This window comes from Streptomyces sp. NPDC053541, from assembly GCF_044544705.1.
In the GTDB taxonomy this organism is placed as follows: domain Bacteria; phylum Actinomycetota; class Actinomycetes; order Streptomycetales; family Streptomycetaceae; genus Streptomyces.
The window spans coordinates 493,002-515,647 of sequence record NZ_JBITXM010000001.1 but is presented as its reverse complement, the minus strand read 5'-3'; the positions used below and the strand labels follow the sequence as shown (position 1 = coordinate 515,647).

Here is a 22,646-nt window from a genome sequence, read left to right as displayed (position 1 = left end):
GTCACGGGTCACATGAGAGCACAACCGGCCTCCCGGCGCGGCGGCTCAGCCCTCCGGCATCTCCTCGACCTCGCGGACCTCCAGGCCGACCTTCCAGTGCGGCGGGTGGACCTCCAGGAAGCGCTTCCCCCACTCGACGGCCTCGGCCATGTCCTTGCACTGGAGCATCGCGTAGCCGCCGACGACCTCCTTGGTCTCGGTGAAGGGGCCGTCGGTGTAGGAGAGCTTGCCGTCCTCCCAGGTGATCCGGGTGGCCTCGGCGGTGGGCTTCAGGCCGGCGGTGTCGACCATGGCGCCCGCCTTGGTGATCTCCTCGAAGAGCGCCCCCATGCGCTCCTCGAAGCCGGGGTCCGCCGACGCCATGTCGATGGTGTTCTCCTCGATGCGGACGAGGGAGAGGTAGCGGGGCATGGTGACTCCTCGGGTGCGCTGGGGCGGGGCCGTTCCCCGCCTTCCACTCATACGTCGAACGGGAACCGGCCGCATCGACACCCCGCGCGGGATTTTTTCCGCCGGGGACTTCTCCTAGACGTAGTCCTCCAGGCGCGCGACCGTGAAGCCCTGCTCCTCGATGTGGCGCAGCAGGTTGGCCGTCATCTCGGTCATCGTGCGGCCCTTGAGCTCGGACGGGCCGCGGAAGTGGGCCAGGATGATGTCGCCGGGATGCAGCTTCTTGTCGCCGCGCTGGTACTGCATGTTCTGGATCTGCATCGACTCGCGCCACAGCACGATCGCGTCGATGCCGCACTGCCCGGCGGCGGCGCGGGTGGCCTCGTTCCAGTTGCCGTACGGCGGGCGGAAGAGCCGGGGCCGGATGCCGTACCGCTTCGCCAGCCTCTCCTGCTGGCCGCAGATCTCCCGGCGCTGGGCGTCCGCGGAGAGGGTGCGCAGGTTGGGGTGGGTGAGGGTGTGGTTGGCGAGGCCGTGGCCCTGGGAGAGCAGCGGTTCGAAGTAGCCGTAGTCCGCGCGGATGGCGGCGTCGGTGAGGAACATCGTCACCGGCACCTTGAGGTCCTTCATCATCTCGACGAACCGCGGGTCCTTCTCGGCCCCGTCGTCGATGGTGAGGAAGACGACCTTCTGGTCGGTCTCGATGTCGCTGATGACGGGGACGGGCCCGCCGGCGGCCCGCGTGGTCGGCTTCTTCGCGGGCGGGGCGGGTGGCGCGGGCAGCGGCTTCAGGCCCCACTTGCGGTACGCGGCGGCCACCGCGGCCGCCGCATCGGGGGCCCCGGCGTTCGGGTCCTTCGGGGCGTTCGGGTCCTTCGGCGCGGTCCCGGGGGCCTTGTCGCCGGCCGCGGGGGTCGCCGTGCTCGCCGCCGGGTCGGGGGCGTCGGCGTCCGCGGTGGTGCAGCCGGTCGCCGCGAACAGGGCGATGGCGGTCAGCGCCGCCCACAGCGCGATCGTCTTCTTCACGCGCTGTGGGATGCCCGAAACCGGCGAAAGGTTGCCTTAGATACGACTATCCGACTGACTCGAAGCGCCAACGGTGCACCGGACGGGTGATCAGCTCCCCGTCCGGCTCCGGCAGCTCGGGCAGTGCGGCGTCGAGCCCGTCCGCCGTCTCCCACCAGGTGAGGACCAGGACGCGGTCCCGCGGGGCGCGGAAGGTCTCACGGCGCAGCGGCTCGGCCGCGAGCTCCTGGGCGCGGGCCCAGGCGAGGAGTTCCTCGCCCCGGCCCTCGGCCGCCCGCGCCTCCCACATCAGGGTCACCGTCGTCGCGGCCGTCACGAGTACAGGTTCTCCTTGCTGACCTCGTGCACGTGGTCGTGGTCGTGCACGTGGCCGTGACCGTGGGCGTGGTTGCCCGGCACGTGCGACTCGGTCACCGGCAGCGAGGAGTCCGCCGACAGCTCCAGGTCCGAGGCCGCCCGGCCGCGCGCGACCATCTCGGCGCCGAGCGCCGCCACCATGGCGCCGTTGTCGGTGCACAGGCCCGGGCGCGGCACCCGCAGCCGGATGCCGGCCCGCTCGCAGCGCTCCTCGGCGAGGGCGCGCAGCCGCGAGTTGGCGGCCACGCCGCCGCCGATCATCAGGTGGTCGACGCCCTCGTCCTTGCAGGCCCGGACGGCCTTGCGGGTGAGCACGTCGACGACCGCCTCCTGGAAGGACGCGGCGACGTCCCGTACGGGCACCTCCTCGCCCGCGTTCCGCTTGGCCTCGATCCAGCGGGCCACGGCGGTCTTCAGACCGGAGAAGGAGAAGTCGTACGCCGGGTCCTTGGCGCCGGTCAGACCGCGCGGGAAGGCGATCGCGGCCGGGTCGCCCTCCTTGGCGAGCCGGTCGATCACCGGGCCGCCGGGGAAGCCGAGGTCGAGGACGCGGGCGATCTTGTCGAAGGCCTCGCCGGCGGCGTCGTCGATGGTGGCGCCCATGGGCCGCACGTCGGAGGTGATGTCCGAGGACAGCAGCAGCGAGGAGTGGCCGCCGGAGACCAGGAGCGCCATGGTCGGCTCGGGCAGCCGGCCGTGCTCCAGCTGGTCGACGCAGATGTGCGAGGCGAGGTGGTTGACGCCGTAGAGCGGCTTGCCGAGCGCGTACGCGTACGCCTTGGCGGCCGACACGCCGACCAGCAGGGCGCCCGCGAGGCCCGGGCCGGCGGTGACGGCGATGCCGTCGAGGTCCTTCGGCGACACCCCGGCCTGCTTCAGGGCGCGCTCGATCGTCGGGACCATGGCCTCCAGGTGCGCGCGGGAGGCGATCTCGGGCACGACGCCGCCGAAGCGGGCGTGGGTGTCCACGCTGGAGGCGACGGCGTCGGCGAGGAGGGTCGTGCCGTGGACGATGCCGACTCCGGTCTCGTCGCAGGAGGTCTCGATGCCGAGTACGAGCGGTTCGTCAGCAGCCATCTGAATCAGTCTCTGTTCCTTGAACGGTGTGTCGCATCACGAGCGCGTCCACGTTGCCGGGCTGGTAGTAGCCGCGGCGGAAGCCGATGGGCTCGAAGCCGAAGCGCTCGTACAGCTTCTGGGCCCGGGTGTTGTCCACCCGCACTTCGAGGAGGACCTCCTCGCACTCGAAGGCGGTGGCGGCCTGGAGGAGGTCGGTGAGGAGCCGGGCGCCGAGCCCGGTGCCCCACTGGTCGCGGGCGACCGCGATGGTCTGGACGTCGCCGAGGCCGCCCGCCGCGGCGAGCCCGGCGTAGCCGACGAGCCGGCCGGCGGCGTCCTCGGCCACCACGTAGTGCCGGGTCGCGCGCGGCCCGCGGGCGTGGGCGAGCTCCGACCAGAACATCCCCGCCGACCAGGCGTCCTCGGGGAAGAGTTCGGCCTCCAGCGCGAGCACGGGCTCCAGGTCCCACCAGCGCATCTCGCGGAGCACGGTGTTCGCCTGGGCGCTCACTGGGGGGTGACCACCTTGTAGTTCTTCGGCACCTGGGCGTCGGGCCGGCGCAGGTACATCGGCAGCGGCTCCAGGAAGCCGTCCTCGTCGCCCGCCGCGAGCCGCTCGGCCGCGAGGGCGGCGAGCGCGGCGGCCGACTGGTGCTCGGGCTCGCGGGCGTCCGGGAAGGCCTCGGGGTAGAGGCGGGCGCCGGCGCCGACCACGGGCAGCCCGGCGAGCTGCTCGGCGATGTCGGCGGGGCGGTCGACGGACGGCTCCGTCACGCGCGTGCGGGCGTCCGCGTACCGCGCCCAGTAGACCTCCTTGCGCCGCGCGTCCGTGGCGACGGCGAAGGGCCCTTCGAGGCCCTCGGTCCCGGCGGCGTACGCGAGCCCGTCGAGGGTGCACAGTCCGTGCACCGGCACGCCGAGCGCGGAGGCGAAGGCGGCGGCGGTGACCAGGCCGACGCGCAGTCCCGTGTACGGGCCGGGGCCGACGCCGACCACGAGTCCGGTCACCGCGTCGAGCTTCAGCCCGGCCTCGTGCAGGACCCGGTCGACGGCGGGCAGCAGCAGCTCCCCGTGCCGGCGGGCGTCCACCTGCGAGGACTGGGCGACGACGGTCTCGCCGTCGTGCAGGGCGACGGTGACGGCGGGTGTGGCGGTATCCATGGCGAGCAAGAGCACGCGAACAGCCTACGGCGCCGGAGCGCCGGACATGGTGCCCCGCCCGTCGGGGGAGGGCGGTGCTACGGTCGGGGCGATCAGACACCGATACGTACGTACGACAGAAGGTGGGCGCACGGTGGCACGGAGCAGCTCGGGATTCGTGGCCGGGCTCACGGCGGCGGCCCTCGCCGTGGTCGGCTTCCTCGCCTATCAGGCCTCGGCCTCCGCGCCGTCGCCCGCCGAGCTCGCGGCGAAGCCCCGCACGCCGAGCACGGCGCCGTCCGCCACGGCGAGCGGCAAGCCGAGGCCGGCCCGGGACCCGCTGGCGCTGCCGGCCGGCTCGGGCACGGGCGAGCGCGTGGTGTACGGGCTGAAGGCCCACCGGGTGTGGCTGGTGGACGCGCGGAACCAGGTGACGCAGACCTTCTCCGTGATGCCGAGCACGGTCTCGCCGCCGCCCGGGACCTACGCGGTGACCTCCCGGTCCGGCGCGGTGCGCGGCTCGGACGGGGTGCAGATCGAGCACGTGGTGCGGTTCGCGACGGTGCAGGACGTGTCGATCGGCTTCAGCGCGGCGGTGGACGGCTCGACGCCGAGCCCCGACCCGTCGAAGAAGACCGGCGGCATCCGCATGAAGCGCGCGGACGGCGACGCGATGTGGACCTTCGCGTCGATCGGCGCGAAGGTCGTGGTCGTCTCCTAGCGCCTGCCCGTCCGTACGGCTCGGGGTCGGTCTGTCGTACGGCTCGGGGCCTGTCGGCCCGTACGGTTCAGGGCCTGCCTGTCCGTACGGCTCGGGGTCGGTCTGTCCGTACCGGTTCAGGCGGCCCGGTCGTCGACGACGGGCGGCGCCGACGGCGCGGGCTCCTCGTGCTCCGGTGCTGCGGGGCGGCGCGGCGGGGTCGAGACGGCGCTGGCCGCGGCGCAGGACGCCAGCAGCTCTCTCATCGGGACGGACTCCGGGACGGTGTCCGCGGTGCGGTCCTCGCGCTCGGGCCTCGCCATGCCTGCCTCCCGTAGGTTAGGTACACCTAACCAGTTCGTGCATCCATGTGACCACGCCCGCGCGCACCGGCGCAACATTTTCCCGACACGTTGTCGGAACCTACGTACGTTCGGACGCGTACGTTCAGGCCAGGGCCAGGTCCTCGTCGGCCCAACGGGTGCCGATCCCGTGCAGGACGACGGTCCGCCGGTCGTCGTCGGTGTCGCCGACCACCCGGTGGATCAGCACGTGCAGCCGGTCGTCCGTCAGCTCCTCGACCTTGCCGTCGCCCCACTCGACCACCACGACCGAGTCGGGCAGCGAGACGTCGAGGTCCAGGTCCTCCATCTCCTCCAGCCCTCCGCCCAGCCGGTACGCGTCGACGTGCACCAGCGGCGGGCCGTCCACGAGCGAGGGGTGGACCCGGGCGATCACGAAGGTCGGCGAGGTGACCGCCCCGCGCACCCCCAGGCCCTCGCCGAGCCCGCGGGTCAGGGTGGTCTTGCCGGCGCCCAGCTCGCCGGTGAGCATGACGAGGTCGCCGGGGCGCAGCAGCTTGGCGAGGCGGCGGCCGAGCTCCTGCATGCGCTCGGGCGAGTCGACCTCGACGACGGCCCGGTTGAGCGGGCCCTGGTGGGCGGCCTGGTTGTGCGGGGTATCCATACCCGCCAACTTATCGAGCCCCGTCGCCGTCCCGGGACGTGGTCGGGGAGGGAGACGTGGTCGGGCCGGGAGACGCGGCCGGGGAGGGGTGTCCCGGTACGGGGACGGCTCCGGCCCGCGCCAGCAGGTCGGCGATCCGGTCGGTGACCGCCTCGGGGTGCTCCAGCATCACCAGGTGCCCGGCGTCGGGCACGATCACCAGCTCGGCGTCCGGCAGCAGGTCGGCGATGACCTCGGTGTGCGCGCTGGGGGTGACGAGGTCGTGGTCGCCCGCCAGGGCGAGCACCGGAATCCCGCGGAAGGCGGCCAGCGCCGCCGTCCCGTCGTGCTCGGCGAAGGCCGGGTAGAAGGCGGCGACGACGTCGATCGGGGTCGACTCGATCATCCGCTCGGCGAACCGGGCCACCGACGGGTCCACGTCCTTCGAGGAGAACGAGTACTTCTTGATCAGCCCGGCGAACAGGTCGGCCGTGGCCCGGCGGCCCCGTTCCACCAGCTCGGCCTGCGAGCCGAGCGCCCGCAGCACGCCCGGCAGCACCCGGCGCACCGCGTTGACCCCGGCGACCGGCAGGCCGTAGCTGACCTCGTCGAGGCGCCCCGACGAGGTGCCGACGAAGCCGACGCCGACCACCCGGTCGCGCACCAGCTCCGGGTACTGCGCGGCGAGCTCCATGATCGTCATGCCGCCCATCGAGTGCCCGATGAGCACCAGCGGGCCCTCCGGCGCGGCGGCGTCGATCACCGCCTTCAGGTCACGGCCCAGCTGCGCCATGGAGACCGGCACGCGGTCCGGGCCCTGCTGGGCGAGACCGGCCCCGGAGCGCCCGTGGCTGCGCTGGTCCCAGTGGACGGTGCGGACCAGGCCGCGCAGGGCGGCCCGCTGGAAGTGCCAGGAGTCCTGGTTGAGGCAGTAGCCGTGGCTGAAGACGACGGTGACCGGGGCCGGGGCCCGGCGCCCGAAGAGCCGGCGCCGGCGGGGCGCGGAGGGGTCCGGTTCGGCCTCGTCGACCTCGTAGTAGAGCGCGGTGCCGTCGTCGGCGGCGGCCTTGCCGGGGGTGCCGCGCAGGGCGCCGTACGGGCCCTCGGCGTCCAGCGCGAGCCGCGCCTTCTGCCGTACCGAACGCCCCACGGTGAGCCGCTCGATCGCCACCCCGGCCGCCGCGCCGGCGGCGAGCACGCCTATCGCGGCCCCGGCCCAGCCGGCCCTCCGCCAGGTGTCGTCGCCCACGCGCGCGCCTCCTCGTCCGCTCTGTTCGTACGGTCCGCTCGCCCGCTCTGCCCGTACGGGTCCGCCGGCCCGCGTCTACGCGCCCAGGTAGACGCGCGGGACGCGGGCGCCGATCCGGGTGACGATCTCGTACGCGATGGTGTCCGCGGCTTCCGCCCAGTCCTGGGCCGTCGGCTCGCCCCGGTCGCCGGGGCCGAACAGCACGGCCTCCGTGCCCGGCTCGGGCGCGTCGCCCCCGAGGTCGACCACGAACTGGTCCATGGCGACCCGCCCGGCCACCGTCCGCACCCGGTCGCCGACCAGGACCGGGCCGCGCCCGGAGGCGTGCCGGGGGACGCCGTCCGCGTAACCGAGCGGGATCAGGCCGAGGGTGGTCTCGCCGGGGGTGACGTAGTGGTGCCCGTACGAGACGCCGTGCCCGCCCGGCACCCGCTTCACCAGGGCGACGCTCGCCTTCAGGGTCATCACCGGGCGCAGACCGAGCTCGGCGGAGGTGCCGACGGCCGGGTCCGGCGACACGCCGTACATGGCGATGCCGGGGCGGACCAGGTCGAAGTGCGCCTCGGGGAGCGTGAGGGTGGCGGGCGAGTTGGCGATGTGCCGCACCTCGGGCTCGACGCCGGCCTTCTCGGCGAAGTCGAGCATCGACCGGAAGACGTCCAGCTGGGCCGGGATCGAGGGGTGGCCGGGCTCGTCGGCGCACGCGAAGTGCGACCAGAGCCCGGTGATCCGCACCAGGCCCTGCGCCTCGGCCTTGAGCGCCTCGCCGACGAGCTCGGGCCAGTCGGCGGGCTGGCAGCCGTTGCGGCCGAGCCCGGTGTCGGCCTTGAGCTGGATCCGCGCGGGGCGCCCGACGGCCTCGGCGGCCCGGGTGACCTCCCGCAGGGCCCACATCCCGCTGACGGACATGTCGAGACCGGCCTCGATGCCCCGGTCCCACGGGTCGCCCGGGGTCCACAGCCAGCACATGATCCGCGCCTCGGCGATCCCCGCGGCCCGCAGCGCGAGCGCCTCCTGCGGAGTGGCCGTCCCCAGCCAGGTCGCCCCCGCCTCCAGCGCGGCCCGCGCACACCGCACGGCCCCGTGCCCGTACGCGTCCGCCTTGACCACGCCCATCACCTGGACGTGGGGCGCGACGCGGGCGCGCAGCGTGCGGACGTTCGCACGCAGCGCCCCGAGGTCGATCTCGGCGCGGGCTCGGCGGGGCGTTGCTGTCTGAGTCATCCCGCCCAGTCTCTCAGGTGCGCCCACCACGACCACGCTCCCCTGCCGCGTCGCGCGTCACGGCGCGTGCGGGGGGTGCCGCGGCTGGGCGGGCCCGGGCACCGTCGGCCCGCCGCGGCCGGGCCTCGCGCGCGGCGGGAAGCCGCCGCCGGGCGGTGGGCCGCCGGCCGCAGACACCGCTGCTCGCGCCCGCCGCGCCCGCGCGCGGGCCGGACTGCCACCGGCCGGTGGGCCACCGAGGGCAGGACCGGTGGGCGAGGCCGGGGGCCGCCGGCCCGGCCCGGCCGCGCCCCGCGCGCGGCGGGAAGCCGCCGCCGGGCGGTGGGCCGACGGCCCGGGACCGCGCGCCGGTGCGCGGCACGTGCCGCACGCGGGGCCACCACGGGCCGCGCAGGCCCTACAGTCCCGCGCGTCCTCAGCCCATCACGTCCCGCCAGGCGGCCGGCAGGCCCGCTGCCACGTCCGCGGCCGAGATCGGGGCGGTGCCCTGCGAGGCGCGGCGGGCGGACAGGCCGTGGAGGTAGGCGGCGGCGGAGAGGGCGTCGAGAGGGGGGAGGCCGGCGGCGAGGAGGGAGCCGGCGAGGCCTGAGAGGACGTCGCCGGTGCCGGCGGTGGCGAGCCAGGAGGTGCCGGTGGGGTTGACCCGGACCGGGCTTCCGGGGTCGGGGGCGCAGATCAGGGTGGTGGAGCCCTTGAGGAGGACCGTCGCGCCGTACCGGGCGGCAAGCTCGCGGACCGCGGCGAGGCGGCCCGCCTCGACCTCCTCGCGGGCCACGCCCAGCAGCGCCGCCGCCTCCCCCGCGTGCGGGGTGAGGAGGGTGGGCGCCGACCGGCCCCGTACCGCCTGCGGGGTGAGGCCGCGCAGCCCGTCCGCGTCGACCAGGACCGGGACGTCGGTGGCGAGGAGCTGGTCGAGGGCCAGGGAGACGCCCGGGCCCTCCCCCAGGCCGGGCCCGGCGACCCACGCCTGGACGCGGCCCGCCTTGTCCGGCGGCCCGGCGTGGACCAGCGTCTCGGGGTGCGCCGCGATCACCGCCTCGCCGGCCGGCCCGACGTACCGCACGGCGCCCGCCCCGCCGCGCAGCGCGCCGGAGACGGCGAGCACGGCGGCGCCGGGGTAGCGGGCGGAGCCGGCGACCAGGCCGACGACCCCGCGCCGGTACTTGTCCGACTCCGCGGCCGGCACCGGCAGCAGCCGGGCCACGTCCTCGTGCTGGAGCGCCTCCAGGTCGGGCACCGACGGCAGGGTGGCGCCCAGGCCGATGTCGACGAGCCGCAGCGCGCCCGCGTACTCCCGCGCGGGGTCGACGAGGAGCCCCGGCTTGTACGTGCCGAAGGTGATCGTCGCGTCGGCGCGCAGCGCCTCCCCCGCGACCTCGCCGGTGTCGGCGTCGACGCCGCTCGGCAGGTCGACGGCCACCACGACCGCGTCGGAGCCGCGGGCGGCGCGGGCCACGGGCACGGCGTCCGGCCGCAGCCCGCCCCGGCCGCCGATCCCCGTGATGCCGTCCAGGACCAGGTCCGCGCCGGCCAGCGCCTCGTACGGGTCGTCGTGCGGGCCGGTCACCCGGCCGCCGGCCGCCCGCAGCGCGGCGAGCCCGGCCTCGTGCGCCCGCGCGCCGAGCAGCACCGCGGTCACGCCGGCCCCGCGCCGGGCCAGCCGCGCGCCCGCGTACAGCGCGTCGCCGCCGTTGTCGCCGCTGCCGACGAGCAGCACGACCCTCGCCCCGTACACCCGCCCCCTGCCCAGCAACGAGCAGCAGGCGGCGGCGAGTCCGGCCGCGGCCCGCTGCATCAGGGCGCCCTCCGGCAGCCGGGCCATCAGGGCGGCCTCGGCGGCCCGTACGGTCTCCACACGGTGAGCGGTGCGCATGGCTCAACCCTCCGCGATCACCACGGCCGACGCCACTCCCGCGTCGTGGCTGAGCGAGACGTGCCAGTTCCGGACGCCGAGCTCGGCCGCCCGCGCGGCGACGGTGCCGCGCACCCGCAGCCGGGGCTGCCCGCTGTCCTCGACGTACACCTCGGCGTCCGTCCAGTGCAGGTTCCCCGGCGCGCCGAGCGCCTTCGCGAGGGCCTCCTTCGCCGCGAACCGCACGGCCAGCGAGGCCGGGCCGCGCCGCTCCCCGCTCGGCAGCAGCAGCTCGCCCTCGACGAAGAGGCGCCCGAGCAGCCCCGGTGTGCGCGCGAGCGACGCGGCGAACCGGTCGATCTCCGCGACGTCGATCCCCACCCCGATGATCATCTGCCCTGTTCCTCACTCACTCCACGGTCACGGACTTGGCCAGGTTGCGCGGCTGGTCGACCTCGTTGCCCCGCGCCGTGGCCAGTTCGCAGGCGAAGACCTGCAGCGGCACGGTCGCGACCAGCGGCTGGAGCAGCGTAGGCGTCGCGGGGATCCGGACGAGGTGGTCGGCGTACGGGACGACGGCCTCGTCGCCCTCCTCGGCGATGACGATCGTGCGGGCTCCGCGGGCCCGGATCTCCTGGATGTTGGAGACGATCTTGTCGTGCAGGACGGACCGGCCGCGCGGCGAGGGGACGACCACGACGACCGGGAGGCCCTCCTCGACGAGGGCGATCGGGCCGTGCTTGAGCTCGCCGGCGGCGAAGCCCTCGGCGTGCATGTACGCGAGCTCCTTGAGCTTCAGCGCGCCCTCCAGGGCCACCGGGTAGCCGACGTGCCGGCCGAGGAAGAGGACGGTGTCGTGGCCGGCGAGCGAGCGGGCCAGGGCGCGCACCGGCTCCATGGTCTCCAGGACCCGCTCGACCTCCTCGGCGATCCGGGCCAGTTCGCGGACGACGGCGTGGATCTCGTCGCCCCACTTGGTGCCGCGGACCTGTCCGAGGTAGAGGGCGAGGAGGTAGCAGGCGACGAGCTGGGTGAGGAAGGCCTTGGTGGAGGCGACGGCGACCTCGGGCCCGGCGTGGGTGTAGAGGACGGCGTCGGACTCGCGCGGGATGGTCGAGCCGTTGGTGTTGCAGACGGCGAGCACCTTGGCGCCCTGCTCACGGGCGTGCCGCAGCGCCATCAGGGTGTCCATGGTCTCGCCGGACTGGGAGATGGCGATGACCAGGGTGCGCTGTCCGAGGATGGGGTCGCGGTAGCGGAACTCGCTGGCCAGCTCGACCTCGCAGGGGATGCGGGTCCAGTGTTCGATGGCGTACTTCGCGATGAGTCCGGCGTGGAAGGCGGTGCCGCAGGCGACGATGACGATCTTGTCGGCCTGGCGCAGGACGGCGTCGGGGATGCGCACCTCGTCGAGGCGGAGGCGTCCGTCGGCGCCGATGCGGCCGATGAGGGTGTCGGCGACCGCCCGGGGCTGCTCGGCGATCTCCTTGAGCATGAAGGAGGCGTAGCCGCCCTTCTCGGCGGCGGAGGCGTCCCAGTCGACGTGGAAGGCGCGGACGTCGGCGGGGGCGCCGTCGAAGTCGGTGACGGTGACGCCCTCGCGGGTGAGCTCCACGACCTGGTCCTGGCCGAGTTCGATCGCGGAGCGGGTGTGGGCGATGAAGGCGGAGACGTCGGAGGCGAGGAAGTTCTCGCCCTCGCCGACGCCGACGACGAGCGGGGAGTTGCGGCGGGCGCCGACGACCACGTCGGGCTGGTCGGCGTGCACGGCGACGAGGGTGAAGGCGCCGTCGAGCCGCTTGCACACCAGGCGCATGGCCTCGGCGAGGTCGCCGACGGAGGAGAACTCCTCGGCCAGCAGATGGGACACGACCTCGGTGTCCGTCTCGGACGCCAGGTCGTGGCCCCGGTCCGCCAGCTCGGCGCGGAGCGCGGCGAAGTTCTCGATGATGCCGTTGTGGACGACGGCGACCCGGCCCGCGTTGTCGAGGTGCGGGTGCGCGTTGGCGTCGGTGGGCCCGCCGTGGGTGGCCCACCGGGTGTGCCCGATGCCGGTGGACCCGCTCGACAGCGGCCGGTCCACCAGCTCCTTCTCCAGGTTGACGAGCTTCCCGGCCTTCTTGGCGGCGGCGAGCCCCCCGTCGGAGAGCACGGCCACTCCGGCCGAGTCGTAGCCGCGGTATTCGAGCCGCTTGAGCCCTGCGATCACCACTTCGAGCGCCGACTGCCCGCCGACGTACCCCACGATTCCGCACATGCACGCAGGCTACGCCGGAACCCCGGTGAAGCACCGGGGCACGCGCGAAGGGCCGCGCCGCGGGCCCCGAGTGGCCGGAGCCGAGCGGCCCCCGCCCCCCGGCTCAGCCCAGCTTCGCCGCCTGCGCGTCGATCACGGTCTTCGGCTGCTCCTTGACCTCGCCGCTGACGCTGAGGGTCGAGAAGCCGGCCAGGGTGTTGCCCTTGCGGAGGACGACGAGCTTGGTGACGAAGGGCTCGCCGCCCATGTCGCGGGTGACCGTCCAGGCCAGGGCCTCGTCGCCGGCGGTGACCGTGTCCGGGGCCACCTTGTGGACCTTGGTGGTCACGCCGCCGCCGTGGACGGTGAAGCCGCCGGCGCACTCGGTGCCCGCCGTCTTCAGGGAGGCGAAGGCCTCCTGGGCGCCCTCGCCGGCGTAGGAGCCGAGGGTCACGGAGGTGACGGGCGCGACCAGGGCGCCGATGGCGCCCTCGAAGGACTCCTTCTTCTTCTCCGGGACCTGGATCGTCTTCACGGTCGCGCTGGCGCCGGGCGTGCCGGGCGCCGCCCAGGACAGGGCCTCGGCGAGCGTCTCGCACGCCGCCTTGTCGGCGCTGACGTCCCCGGCGTTGACGCGCTCGCCCGGCTTGGCCGGCTGCACCTGGTACCCCTTGAGGTCCGCCTGCGTGACCAGCAGCTTCTCCAGCTCCGCCGCCGGCAGCGCCTTCACGTCGGGCGTCGCCGCGGCGGACGCGGACGCGGAGGCGTCCGCCTTGCCGGTGTCCTCCGTCTTCTTCTCCTCGCCGGCGCAGGCGGTGAGCGCGAGCGCGAGGGTGGTGACCGCGGCGACGGCACCGGCGTGACGAAGGCTGCGTGCTCTCATGGGGCGAACTCTCTCCTCGGGTTCCGCGGGATGCCGCGCGGCGGTGCGCGGCGAAGCCCGTGCAGCCTATGTACGAAGATCAGGCCCGCGCACCCCCATATCGGGTCGTCCGTCACGTGACCCACCCCACGGCTCCCGGTCGCCCACGACCGGCCCCGAGCCACGACAATGGCACGGTGATCACTTCGCCGCCACGAAGCTCCAGCGGAAACCCCAGCGGGAACCCCCACGGCCCCCACGGCCCCCACGGCAACGGTGCCGGGTCCCGTCGGGTCGCCGAGCCGACGCCGTACGTCGACCTCACGCGGGCCGAGTGGAGCGCACTGCGCGACAAGACGCCGCTGCCCCTCACCGCCGAGGAGGTCGAGCGGCTGCAGGGCCTCGGTGACGTCATCGACCTGGACGAGGTGCGGGACGTCTACCTGCCGCTGTCCCGGCTGCTCAACCTGTACGTGCAGGCCACCAGCGGGCTGCGCGGGGCGCTCAACACCTTCCTCGGGGAGAAGGCCGAGCAGCGCGGCACGCCCTTCGTCATAGGGGTCGCCGGATCCGTGGCGGTCGGGAAGTCGACCGTGGCCCGGCTCCTCCAGGCGCTGCTGGCGCGCTGGCCCGAGCACCCGCGCGTGGAGCGGATCACCACCGACGGCTTCCTCTACCCGATGGAGGAGCTGAAGGCGCGCGGGCTGATGTCCCGCAAGGGCTTCCCCGAGTCGTACGACCGGCGGGCCCTGACCCGCTTCGTCGCCGACGTCAAGGCGGGCAAGGAGGAGGTCACCGCGCCCGTCTACTCGCACCTCATCTACGACCGGGTGCCGGACGAGCGGCTCGTGGTGCGCCGCCCCGACATCCTCATCGTCGAGGGGCTCAACGTCCTCCAGCCGGCCCTGCCCGGCAAGGACGGGCGGACCCGGGTGGGCCTCGCCGACTACTTCGACTTCTCGGTGTACGTGGACGCGCGCGCCGAGGACATCGAGGGCTGGTACCTCAACCGCTTCCGCAAGCTGCGCGAGACCGCCTTCCAGGACCCGTCCTCGTACTTCCGGCGCTGGACCCAGGTCTCCGAGGAGGAGGCCCTGGAGTACGCGCGCACGATGTGGCGGACCGTCAACAAGGTCAACCTCCTGGAGAACGTGGCCCCGACGCGCGGCCGGGCCACCCTCGTGCTGCGCAAGGGCGCGGACCACAAGGTGCAGCGACTGAGCCTGCGCAAGCTCTGACGCTCCGTACACTCGCGGGATGCTGCACCTGCGCCTGATCGTTCCTCCCGACCGCACGGACGCGGCCGTCTCGCTCATCGAGCGCACCGTCGGCGCCACCCACCTGGTGGTGCTGCCGGGCGCCGCCCGCGACCCGGCCGGGGACCTCGTGATGTGCGACGTGGCCCGCGAGGCGGGGGACGAACTCCTGCACGGGCTGCGGTTGATGAACGTCGATCACGACGGGTCGATCGCGGTCGAGAGCATCGACCTGTCGTTGTCGGAGCGGGCCGACCGGGCCGAGGCCGACGCTCCCGGCGAGGGCGCGGACGCGGTGATCTGGGAGCAGTTGGCCGACGAGACCCACAAGGACTCGACGCTCTCCTTCACGTATCTCGCCTTCATGCTCCTGGCGACGATGATCGCGGCCTGCGGTGTGGTCCTGGACAACGCGATCCTGATCGTGGGTGCGATGGCCGTCGGCCCGGAGTTCGGCCCGATCGCCGGGTTGTGCACGGCGATCGTGCAGCGTGCGCCACGGCTCGCGGTCCGGGCGCTGATGGCCCTGCTCGTCGGCTTCCTGGCGGCGATGCTGGCGACGTCCCTCTTCAGCCTGGTCATGGACCTGCTCGGGCTGTTCACCAGGGAGCGGCTCGACGCCGCCCGGCCGCAGACCAGCTTCATCTGGAAGCCGGACATGTTCTCCTTCGTGGTGGCGCTGCTCGCGGGCGCGGCCGGCACCCTGTCGCTGACCTCGTCCAAGGCGGGCGCCCTGGTGGGCGTGGCGATCTCGGTGACGACGGTGCCGGCGGCGGCCAACGCGGCGGTGGCCCTCAGCTACGGGGAGGTCGGCCAGGCCTGGGGGTCGGTCGTGCAGCTGCTGCTCAACCTGCTGGGCCTCGTGCTGGCCGGAACGGCGACCCTCCAGCTGCAGAAGACGCTGTGGCGGACCGCGCGCGGCAAGCTGAAGCGGCGGCTGCGCAGGGGCTGAGTCCGGTGCGGTACGGGAAGGGCCCCGCCGCACCTCGGGTGCAACGGGGCCCTGCTCGTGGAGCCGTACGGACCACTCCTCGTGGAGCCGTACGGACTGCTCCTCCCGGAGCCGTACGGACTAGCCGAGCGCGGACTTCACCACGTCCGCGAGGCGGCCGGCCACCGAGCGGGCCTGCTCGATGTCGGCGGCCTCGACCATGACCCGCACCAGCGGCTCGGTGCCGGAGGGGCGGAGCAGCACGCGGCCGGTGGTGCCCAGCTCGCGCTCGGCCTCGGTGACGGCGTGGGCGAGCTCGGCGGAGCTCTGCACCCGGCTCTTGTCGACGTTCGGGACGTTGACGAGGACCTGCGGGAGGCGCTCCATGACGCCGGCCAGCTCGGCGAGCGAGCGCCCGGTGGCGGCGACCCGGGCCGCCAGCATCAGACCGGTGAGGGTGCCGTCGCCGGTGGTGGCGTGGTCGAGGACGATGACGTGGCCGGACTGCTCGCCGCCGAGGGCGTAGCCGTGCTCCTTCATCGACTCCAGGACGTAGCGGTCGCCGACCGCGGTCTGCACGAGGGACAGGCCCTCGCGCTCCATCGCCAGTTTGAAGCCGAGGTTGGACATGACGGTGCCGACGACGGTGTCGCCGCGCAGGGTGCCGGCCTCGCGCATGGCGAGGGCGAGGATCGCGAGGATCTGGTCGCCGTCGACCTCGGCGCCGGTGTGGTCCACGGCCAGGCAGCGGTCGGCGTCGCCGTCGTGGGCGATGCCGAAGTCGGCCTTGTGCTCGACCACGGCGGCCTTGAGCAGGTCGAGGTGGGTGGAGCCGCAGCCGTCGTTGATGTTGAGGCCGTCGGGCTCGGCGCCGATGGTGACGACGGTGGCGCCGGCCCGGGAGAAGGCCTCGGGCGAGACGCGGGCGGCGGCGCCGTGGGCCTCGTCGAGGACGATCTTCAGGCCGTCGAGGCGGTTGGGCAGGACGGCCACGAGGTGGGCGACGTACTTGTCGAAGCCCTCGTCGTAGTCGCGGACCCGGCCGACGCCGGCGCCGGTGGGACGGTTCCAGGGGGCGCCGGTGCGGTGCTCCTCGTAGACGGACTCGATGCGGTCCTCCAGCTCGTCGGCGAGCTTGTGGCCGCCGCGGGCGAAGAACTTGATGCCGTTGTCGGGCATGGCGTTGTGCGAGGCGGACAGCATCACGCCGAGGTCGGCGCCGAGCGCGCCGGTGAGGTACGCCACGGCCGGGGTGGGCAGCACGCCGACGCGCAGCACGTCGACGCCGGCGCTGGCCAGGCCGGCCACGACGGCGGCCTCCAGGAACTCTCCCGAGGCGCGCGGGTCGCGCCCCACCACGGCGGTCGGCCGGTGGCCCTCAAAGGTGCCCGTCTCGGCGAGCACGTGCGCGGCCGCCACCGACAGGCCGAGCGCCAGCTCTGCCGTCAGGTCGGCGTTGGCCACGCCGCGTACCCCGTCCGTGCCGAAGAGTCGTCCCACAGCTGTCCTCCGAAAGTGCTCCGAGAATGCGATCCCCTGACCGGCTGGTGCCCGCTCGTGGCCGGAAACCATCCGGGTCCGTGCCCGTTTCGGTCAGGGAGTGCCCGGGTTTGTGCCCGGGTTTGTGCCCAAGACTATGAATGCGGTGATGTAAACATGGCGCCGAAAATGCCGGACGCCCCGGCAGCACGGGCAGTGCCACCGGGGCGTCCGGGCCAAGCAGACAGGGCAGGCGATTAGCGCTTGCTGTACTGCGGGGCCTTGCGGGCCTTCTTGAGACCGGCCTTCTTGCGCTCGACCGCACGGTCGTCGCGGGAGAGGAAGCCGGCCTTCTTCAGCGGGCCGCGGTTGTTCTCCACGTCCGCCTCGTTGAGGGCGCGGGCCACGCCGAGGCGCAGGGCGCCGGCCTGGCCGGACACGCCGCCACCCGCGATGCGGGCGATGACGTCGTAGCGGTTGTCCAGCTCGAGCACCTTGAAGGGCTCGTTGACTTCCTGCTGGTGAACCTTGTTCGGGAAGTAGTCCTCGAGCGTGCGCCCGTTGATCTTCCACTTGCCGGTGCCCGGGACGATCCGGACGCGGGCGATGGCGTTCTTGCGACGGCCCAGGCCGGCGGCCGGCTGCGGGTCGCCGAAGCGGGACGCGAGGGACTCGGAGGTGTAGTCACCCTCGACGATCTCGGTCTCGGTGGTGTACTCCTCGACGCCCTCGAACTCGTCGACGGGGGTCTCGGGGGTGGTCTCGGCCACGATGCTCCTCAGATTTCTTTCGTTCTTAGGGGGTGGCCGGAACTACTGCGCGACCTGGGTGATCTCGAACGGGACCGGCTGCTGGGCAGCGTGCGGGTGGTTCTCGCCCGCGTAGACCTTCAGCTTCGAGAGCATCTGACGGCCCAGGGAGTTCTTGGGGATCATGCCCTTGATGGCCTTCTCGACGGCCTTCTCGGGGTTCTTCTCCAGCAGCTCGTCGTAACGGACGGAGCGGAGACCACCCGGGTAGCCGGAGTGGCGGTAGGCCATCTTCTGGGTCTTCTTGTTGCCGGACAGGTGGACCTTGTCGGCGTTGATGATGATGACGAAGTCGCCCATGTCCATGTGGGGGGCGTACACCGGCTTGTGCTTGCCTCGCAGGAGGTTCGCGGCCGTGGTCGCCAGACGACCCAGGACGATGTCCTGCGCGTCGATGATGTGCCACTGGCGAGTGACATCGCCGGGCTTGGGGCTGTACGTACGCACTTCGTAGCCTTCGCTTCTTCAGTGGATGGAGTCCAAGACACACCTGAAGCGATCATGCAGCTGGGGCACACACTGCCGGGAACTCCGCCCGTATGCGAGCCACTGGTAACTGCTCCAGGGAACTTGCGCAGCGGCACTGTCGCGTGAGAACGACGAAGCCAATACGCATAACAAAGCAGAAGCGTACCCGGGCTCCCCCGGGCGGGTCAAAACGCGTCGGCGCCCCGGTCGTAGGCCTCGCGGGCCGCGGCGACCTCCTCGATGTGTCCGTCCGCCCACTCCTTCACGGCCCGCACCACCGGCAGCAGCGAGGCCCCCAGCGCGGTCAGCCGGTACTCCACCCGGACCGGCACGGAGGGCGTCACCGTACGGCTGACCAGGCCGTCCCGCTCCAGGCCCCGCAGGGTCTGGGTGAGCATCTTCTGGCTGACCCCGGCGACCTTGCGCCCCAGCTCGGCATAGCGGAGCGGGCCGTCCGCGAGGGCGTTCAGGAGCAGCGTGACCCACTTGTCGGAGAGCCGGTCCAGGAGCTGCCGGGCGGGGCACTCGGCGAGATACGCGTCATAGGCGCGGCGCGCCTCCGCGCGGCGCTCGGCGGCGGTCCGGGTCGGCACGGGTGCGCTCCTTCCGGTGCGGTACGCACTCTCGGGTACGTACTTCCTGACGGAGAGTACCTCTCCCTAGGTTCGTGGGGTCCCCCCTTCGTTCCCCCAGGAAGGCCCGGCCATGCGCGCGCTCGTCATCGACTCCCCCGGCGGCCCCGAGGTCCTGCGGATCGCCGAGGTCCCCGTCCCCGCCACCGGCCCCGGGCAGGTCCGGATCCGGGTCGAGGCCGCCACCGTCCACCCGGTGGACCTCGCCACCCGCGCCGGAGTGCTCGCCGAGGCCGGCCTCGTGCCGCCGCGCGAGCGCACCGGCCTCGGCTGGGACGTCGCCGGCGTCGTCGAGGAGACCGGGCCCGGCGTCACCGCCGTCCGGCCCGGGGACCGGGTCATCGGCATGAACGACCGCCTCGACGTGCCCCTCGGCACCCAGGCCGAGCAGGTCGTCCTGGACGCCCACGCGGTGGCGCCGGCCCCCGCCGGACTCGCCCCGGCCGCCGCCGCGACCCTCCCGCTCGCCGGGCTCACCGCCCTCCAGGCCCTGGACGCGCTCGCCCTGCCGGACGGGGAGACGCTGCTGGTCACGGGCGCGGCCGGGGCGGTCGGCGGGTACGCGGTGCAGCTCGCCGCGGCGCGCGGGCTGCGGGTGGTGGCGACGGCCCGCCCGGCCGACGAGCCGCTGGTACGGGACCTGGGCGCCGCGCTCTTCGTCCCGGCCGACGCGCCCCGCCTCGGCGAGGCCGTCCGCGCCCTGGTCCCGGGCGGCGTGGCGGGCGCCCTGGACGGCGCCGTCCTCGGCGCGGCCGCCCTGGACGCCGTGCGCACGGGCGGCGCCTTCGCGTCCCTGGTGGCGGGCGGCGCCCCGCCGGCCCTGCGCGGCACCCGGGTGGTCCCGGTCTGGGTCCGCGCCGACGCGGCCGACCTGTCCCGCCTCGCCGCCCTCGCCGAACAGGGCCTCCTCACCCCGCGCGTCGCCCGCGCCCTCCCCCTGACGGAGGCCGCGGAGGCCCACCGCACCCTGGAACGCGGCGGCCTGCGCGGGCGCCTGGTGCTGGTGCCCTAAGAAGCAAGGGCGAGCGTGCCCGCTCGTCCCACACCGCCTCGCTGGACCCCGCTCTCCACGCCACCCTCGCACGGCACGGCCCCCAGGGGGGCCTCCCCGGCCTCGGCCGGCTGCGCCGGACTTCGCCCGGCGGTCGTAGCGGGCCCCCGCCGCACGGACAGCCGGGCACCGCCCGGTCAGCGCGCCCGCTCCACCCGCCGCTCGTCCCACACCGGCTCACTGGTCTCCCGCACCACACCGTCCGAGCCGAAGACCAGGTAGCGGTCGAAGGAGCGGGCGAACCAGCGGTCGTGGGTGACGGCGAGGACCGTGCCCTCGTAGGACTCCAGGCCGTCCTGGAGGGCCTCCGCGGACTCCAGGTCGAGGTTGTCCGTCGGCTCGTCCAGGAGCAGGGCGGTGGTGCCGGCCAGCTCCAGGAGGAGGATCTGGAAGCGGGCCTGCTGGCCGCCGGAGAGCTTGTCGAAGGGCTGGTCGCCCTGGCGCTCCAGCTCGTACCGCCGCAGCATCGACATCGCCGCGCCCCGGTCCTTGGCGTGCTCCGTCCACAGGATGTCGACCAGCGGCCGGCCCTCCAGCTCCGGGTGCGCGTGGGTCTGGGCGAAGTGGCCCGGGACGACCCGGGCGCCCAGCTTCCACGTACCGGTGTGCGCCACCGACTCGTCGCCCGCCAGGAGCCGCAGGAAGTGCGACTTGCCGGAGCCGTTGGAGCCCAGGACGGCGACCCGCTCCCCGTAGAAGATCTCCAGGGAGAAGGGCTTCATCAGCCCGGTCAGCTCCAGGTTCTCCGCCGTCACCGCGCGCACGCCGGTGCGTCCGCCGCGCAGCCGCATCCGGATGTCCTGCTCGCGCGGCGGCTCCGGCGGCGGGCCGGCCTCCTCGAACTTCTTCAGGCGGGTCTGCGCGGCCGCGTAGCGCGAGGCCATCTCGTGGCTGACCGCGGCCGCCTGCCGCAGGTTGACCACCAGCTTCTTCAGCTGCGCGTGCTTCTCCTCCCAGCGCCGCTTCAGCTCCTCGAAGCGGGCGAAGCGCTCGCGGCGCGCCTCGTGGAAGGTGTCGAAGCCGCCGCCGTGCACCCACACGTCCGAGCCGGCCGGGCCGGGCTCCACGGCCACGATCTTCTGCGCGGCCCGGGCGAGCAGCTCCCGGTCGTGGGAGATGAAGAGCACGGTCTTGCGGGTCTCCCGCAGCCGCTCCTCCAGCCAGCGCTTGCCGGGCACGTCCAGATAGTTGTCGGGCTCGTCGAGCAGCAGCACCTCGTCGCCGCCGCGCAGCAGGTACTCCAGGACCAGCCGCTTCTGCTCGCCGCCGCTGAGCGTGCGCACCTGACGGAACTGCGCCTTGTCGTACGGCACGCCCATCGCCGCCGTGGTGCACATGTCCCAGAGCGTCTCGAACTCGTAGCCCTGCACCTCGGCCCAGTCGCTGAGCGCCTGCGCGTACGCCATCTGCGCGGCCTCGTCGTCCACCGTCATGATCCGGTGCTCGGCCTCGTCGACCGCCTTCGCGGCGGCCCGGATCCTGGCCGGCGCCACCGAGACCAGCAGGTCGCGCACGGTCGACTCGTCCCGCACGGAGCCCACGAACTGCGGCATCACGCCGAGCCCGCCGCTGACCGTGACGGTGCCGCCGTGCGGCTGGAGCTCCCCGGAGATCAGCCGGAGCAGGGTCGTCTTCCCGGCGCCGTTGGCCCCGACCAGGGCGACGACCGCGCCCTCCCCGACCCGGAAGGAGGCGTCGCCGAGGAGCACCCTCCCGTCGGGCAGGTAGTACTCCAGATGCGCGGCTTCGACGTGTCCCATGAGGGGCATTGTCGCCGCCGTCGGCCCGGGAACCCAAGCGGTTTAGGATGCGCGGCATGAGCTTTGGGGGACCGCAGCCGGGCGGCGAGCAGCCGGGACAGCAGCAGCACGGGCAGCAGGGTTACGGGTACGGGTACCCGCCGGCGCAGCCGCAGCAGCCGGCGCAGGGGTACGGATACGGGTACCCGCAGCAGCCCGCCGGCCCGTACGGCCAGCCGCAGCCCGGCCAGGCTCTGCCCGGCCAGGTTCAGCCCAACCCCTTCCCCGGCGCGCAGGACACCGGCACCCCCGACTGGGGCGCCCTCGCCGAGGCCTCCGCCGCCCGCACCAAGCGCAAGCGCCTGCTGCTGATCGCGGGCGGCACGGTCGCCGCGCTCGCCGTGGGCGCGGTGGTCGCCACCGCGATCGTCTCCACCAACAAGACCAACGAGGAGGCCAAGAACGGCGGCGGCACGCCGACCGGCTCGGCCGCCCCCACGGAGACCGCGAGCCCGGCGCCCACCTTCTCCTCGGTGGCCCCGCCGCCCCCGCCGAACCCGAAGGACTACATCTCCGACCCGAAGAAGGACACGGCCCCGCTCACCCCCGAGGGCCTGTTCCCGGGCAAGAAGCTCACGATGAACGGCCGCCCCTACGCCAAGGGCGCCACCGCCGCCACCACGAACTGCGCGGCCCCCACCGAGAACGGCCTCGGCGCGGTCCTCAAGGCCCAGGGCTGCCAGCGGGTGCTGCGCGCCACCTACGTCAGGGACGGGGTCGCGGTCACCGTCGGCGTCGCGGTCTTCCCGTCCGAGCAGGCCGCCCTGAAGGCGAAGGACCAGGCCCGGGGCAACATCGCCCCGCTCGCCGGCGCCGGCGTCAACGACTTCTGCCACGGCAAGACGGTCTGCCTGCGCAGCACCAACTCCATCGGCCGGTACGTGTACGTCACCTACACCGGCTTCACCAACGGCCGCAAGGTCACCAAGGCCGACCAGGCCGTCTTCACGACCAGCAACGACCTGGGCACCTTCGCCTTCAACCAGATCTATGCCCGAGGCCGCGCCCAGGCCTCAGCAGCAGCCGGCGCCCCCGGGCAGTGACGCCCGCCCCCGCCCGGCGGACGGAGTCCGCCGCAGCAGCCCGAAGCTTGCGAGGCGCCCCGGGCGCCGAGCCCGCGAGGGCTGCGTCAAAAGGAACGACCTATGCCCGAGGCCGCGCCCAGGCCTCAGCAGCAGCCG

Annotated in this window: 24 protein-coding genes; 5 read left to right on the top strand and 19 right to left on the bottom strand. The window is 73.9% G+C overall.

The window, feature by feature from the left end:
* Nucleotides 1-45: 45 nt before the first annotated feature.
* From ACIGW2_RS02695 to tsaB, 6 genes are all read right to left on the bottom strand, one after another.
* Nucleotides 46-411: a YciI family protein gene (locus tag ACIGW2_RS02695; RefSeq protein ID WP_356063854.1), complete on the bottom strand. Its 366-nt coding sequence runs from the start codon at nt 409-411 to the stop codon at nt 46-48.
* A gap of 114 nt (nt 412-525) precedes the next feature.
* Nucleotides 526-1,416 (bottom strand): polysaccharide deacetylase family protein, encoded by an 891-nt coding sequence (locus ACIGW2_RS02690; protein WP_399840662.1) that lies wholly within the window; start codon nt 1,414-1,416, stop codon nt 526-528.
* Nucleotides 1,417-1,462: 46 nt separating this feature from the next.
* Entirely contained in the window at nt 1,463-1,705 is a 243-nt protein-coding gene (locus tag ACIGW2_RS02685) for a hypothetical protein (protein ID WP_391653368.1), read from the bottom strand.
* 23 nt (nt 1,706-1,728) lie between these two features.
* Nucleotides 1,729-2,850 carry a tRNA (adenosine(37)-N6)-threonylcarbamoyltransferase complex transferase subunit TsaD gene (tsaD, locus tag ACIGW2_RS02680; RefSeq protein WP_391653168.1) on the bottom strand — a complete coding sequence of 374 codons (1,122 nt, stop codon included), beginning with the start codon at nt 2,848-2,850 and terminating at the stop codon, nt 1,729-1,731.
* On the bottom strand, nt 2,840-3,310 hold the full coding sequence (gene rimI, locus ACIGW2_RS02675; RefSeq protein ID WP_356063920.1) for a ribosomal protein S18-alanine N-acetyltransferase: 471 nt from the start codon (nt 3,308-3,310) through the stop codon (nt 2,840-2,842). The genes tsaD and rimI overlap by 11 nt, the downstream gene beginning before the upstream one ends.
* 29 nt (nt 3,311-3,339) lie before the next feature.
* Nucleotides 3,340-4,008: a tRNA (adenosine(37)-N6)-threonylcarbamoyltransferase complex dimerization subunit type 1 TsaB gene (gene tsaB, locus ACIGW2_RS02670; RefSeq protein WP_399840660.1), complete on the bottom strand. Its 669-nt coding sequence runs from the start codon at nt 4,006-4,008 to the stop codon at nt 3,340-3,342.
* 118 nt (nt 4,009-4,126) lie between these two features.
* On the opposite strand from tsaB, the gene ACIGW2_RS02665 reads away from it, so the two are divergent.
* On the top strand, nt 4,127-4,693 hold the full coding sequence (locus ACIGW2_RS02665; protein ID WP_391653170.1) for a L,D-transpeptidase: 567 nt from the start codon (nt 4,127-4,129) through the stop codon (nt 4,691-4,693).
* Nucleotides 4,694-4,809: 116 nt separating this feature from the next.
* On the opposite strand, the gene ACIGW2_RS02660 is transcribed toward ACIGW2_RS02665, so the two are convergent.
* From ACIGW2_RS02660 to ACIGW2_RS02625, 8 genes are all read right to left on the bottom strand, one after another.
* Nucleotides 4,810-4,995 carry a hypothetical protein gene (locus ACIGW2_RS02660; RefSeq protein WP_361575287.1) on the bottom strand — a complete coding sequence of 62 codons (186 nt, stop codon included), beginning with the start codon at nt 4,993-4,995 and terminating at the stop codon, nt 4,810-4,812.
* Between the two features lie 124 nt (nt 4,996-5,119).
* Nucleotides 5,120-5,638: a tRNA (adenosine(37)-N6)-threonylcarbamoyltransferase complex ATPase subunit type 1 TsaE gene (tsaE, locus tag ACIGW2_RS02655; RefSeq protein WP_391653171.1), complete on the bottom strand. Its 519-nt coding sequence runs from the start codon at nt 5,636-5,638 to the stop codon at nt 5,120-5,122.
* Between the two features lie 10 nt (nt 5,639-5,648).
* Complete coding sequence (locus ACIGW2_RS02650; protein WP_399840658.1) at nt 5,649-6,866, bottom strand: alpha/beta fold hydrolase; 1,218 nt, start codon at nt 6,864-6,866, stop codon at nt 5,649-5,651.
* 75 nt (nt 6,867-6,941) lie between these two features.
* A complete protein-coding gene (alr, locus tag ACIGW2_RS02645; protein ID WP_399840656.1) occupies nt 6,942-8,090 on the bottom strand; it encodes an alanine racemase in 1,149 nt (382 codons plus the stop codon).
* A 415-nt stretch (nt 8,091-8,505) separates the two neighbouring features.
* Entirely contained in the window at nt 8,506-9,963 is a 1,458-nt protein-coding gene (locus ACIGW2_RS02640) for an NAD(P)H-hydrate dehydratase (RefSeq protein ID WP_399840655.1), read from the bottom strand.
* A gap of 3 nt (nt 9,964-9,966) precedes the next feature.
* Complete coding sequence (locus tag ACIGW2_RS02635) at nt 9,967-10,335, bottom strand: holo-ACP synthase (protein WP_356063833.1); 369 nt, start codon at nt 10,333-10,335, stop codon at nt 9,967-9,969.
* Nucleotides 10,336-10,351: 16 nt separating this feature from the next.
* The gene (gene glmS / locus ACIGW2_RS02630) at nt 10,352-12,199 is read right to left on the bottom strand and encodes a glutamine--fructose-6-phosphate transaminase (isomerizing) (RefSeq protein WP_399840652.1); all 1,848 of its coding nucleotides are present in this window, start codon (nt 12,197-12,199) and stop codon (nt 10,352-10,354) included.
* Between the two features lie 103 nt (nt 12,200-12,302).
* Complete coding sequence (locus tag ACIGW2_RS02625; RefSeq protein WP_399840650.1) at nt 12,303-13,061, bottom strand: hypothetical protein; 759 nt, start codon at nt 13,059-13,061, stop codon at nt 12,303-12,305.
* Between the two features lie 176 nt (nt 13,062-13,237).
* Between ACIGW2_RS02625 and coaA the strand changes: the two genes are divergently transcribed.
* Nucleotides 13,238-14,278 carry a type I pantothenate kinase gene (gene coaA / locus ACIGW2_RS02620; RefSeq protein ID WP_391653179.1) on the top strand — a complete coding sequence of 347 codons (1,041 nt, stop codon included), beginning with the start codon at nt 13,238-13,240 and terminating at the stop codon, nt 14,276-14,278.
* Between the two features lie 19 nt (nt 14,279-14,297).
* Complete coding sequence (locus ACIGW2_RS02615; RefSeq protein ID WP_391653180.1) at nt 14,298-15,248, top strand: DUF389 domain-containing protein; 951 nt, start codon at nt 14,298-14,300, stop codon at nt 15,246-15,248.
* A gap of 120 nt (nt 15,249-15,368) precedes the next feature.
* Here ACIGW2_RS02615 and glmM read toward each other — a convergent pair whose 3' ends face one another.
* The 4 genes from glmM to ACIGW2_RS02595 form a co-directional block, all read right to left on the bottom strand.
* Complete coding sequence (gene glmM / locus ACIGW2_RS02610; RefSeq protein WP_391653181.1) at nt 15,369-16,727, bottom strand: phosphoglucosamine mutase; 1,359 nt, start codon at nt 16,725-16,727, stop codon at nt 15,369-15,371.
* Between the two features lie 236 nt (nt 16,728-16,963).
* On the bottom strand, nt 16,964-17,476 hold the full coding sequence (gene rpsI, locus ACIGW2_RS02605; protein WP_128985116.1) for a 30S ribosomal protein S9: 513 nt from the start codon (nt 17,474-17,476) through the stop codon (nt 16,964-16,966).
* Nucleotides 17,477-17,518: 42 nt separating this feature from the next.
* Nucleotides 17,519-17,962, bottom strand: a complete 444-nt coding sequence (gene rplM, locus ACIGW2_RS02600; protein ID WP_030494272.1) for a 50S ribosomal protein L13 — start codon at nt 17,960-17,962, stop codon at nt 17,519-17,521.
* A 206-nt stretch (nt 17,963-18,168) separates the two neighbouring features.
* Entirely contained in the window at nt 18,169-18,576 is a 408-nt protein-coding gene (locus ACIGW2_RS02595) for a helix-turn-helix domain-containing protein (protein ID WP_361575255.1), read from the bottom strand.
* 112 nt (nt 18,577-18,688) lie between these two features.
* Between ACIGW2_RS02595 and ACIGW2_RS02590 the strand changes: the two genes are divergently transcribed.
* Nucleotides 18,689-19,627, top strand: coding sequence for an NADP-dependent oxidoreductase (locus ACIGW2_RS02590; RefSeq protein ID WP_391653182.1), 939 nt, complete (start codon nt 18,689-18,691; stop codon nt 19,625-19,627).
* Between the two features lie 176 nt (nt 19,628-19,803).
* Here ACIGW2_RS02590 and ACIGW2_RS02585 read toward each other — a convergent pair whose 3' ends face one another.
* Nucleotides 19,804-21,426 (bottom strand): ATP-binding cassette domain-containing protein, encoded by a 1,623-nt coding sequence (locus ACIGW2_RS02585; protein ID WP_361575249.1) that lies wholly within the window; start codon nt 21,424-21,426, stop codon nt 19,804-19,806.
* A gap of 56 nt (nt 21,427-21,482) precedes the next feature.
* Between ACIGW2_RS02585 and ACIGW2_RS02580 the strand changes: the two genes are divergently transcribed.
* Nucleotides 21,483-22,508: a hypothetical protein gene (locus ACIGW2_RS02580; RefSeq protein WP_399840646.1), complete on the top strand. Its 1,026-nt coding sequence runs from the start codon at nt 21,483-21,485 to the stop codon at nt 22,506-22,508.
* Nucleotides 22,509-22,646: the final 138 nt, after the last annotated feature.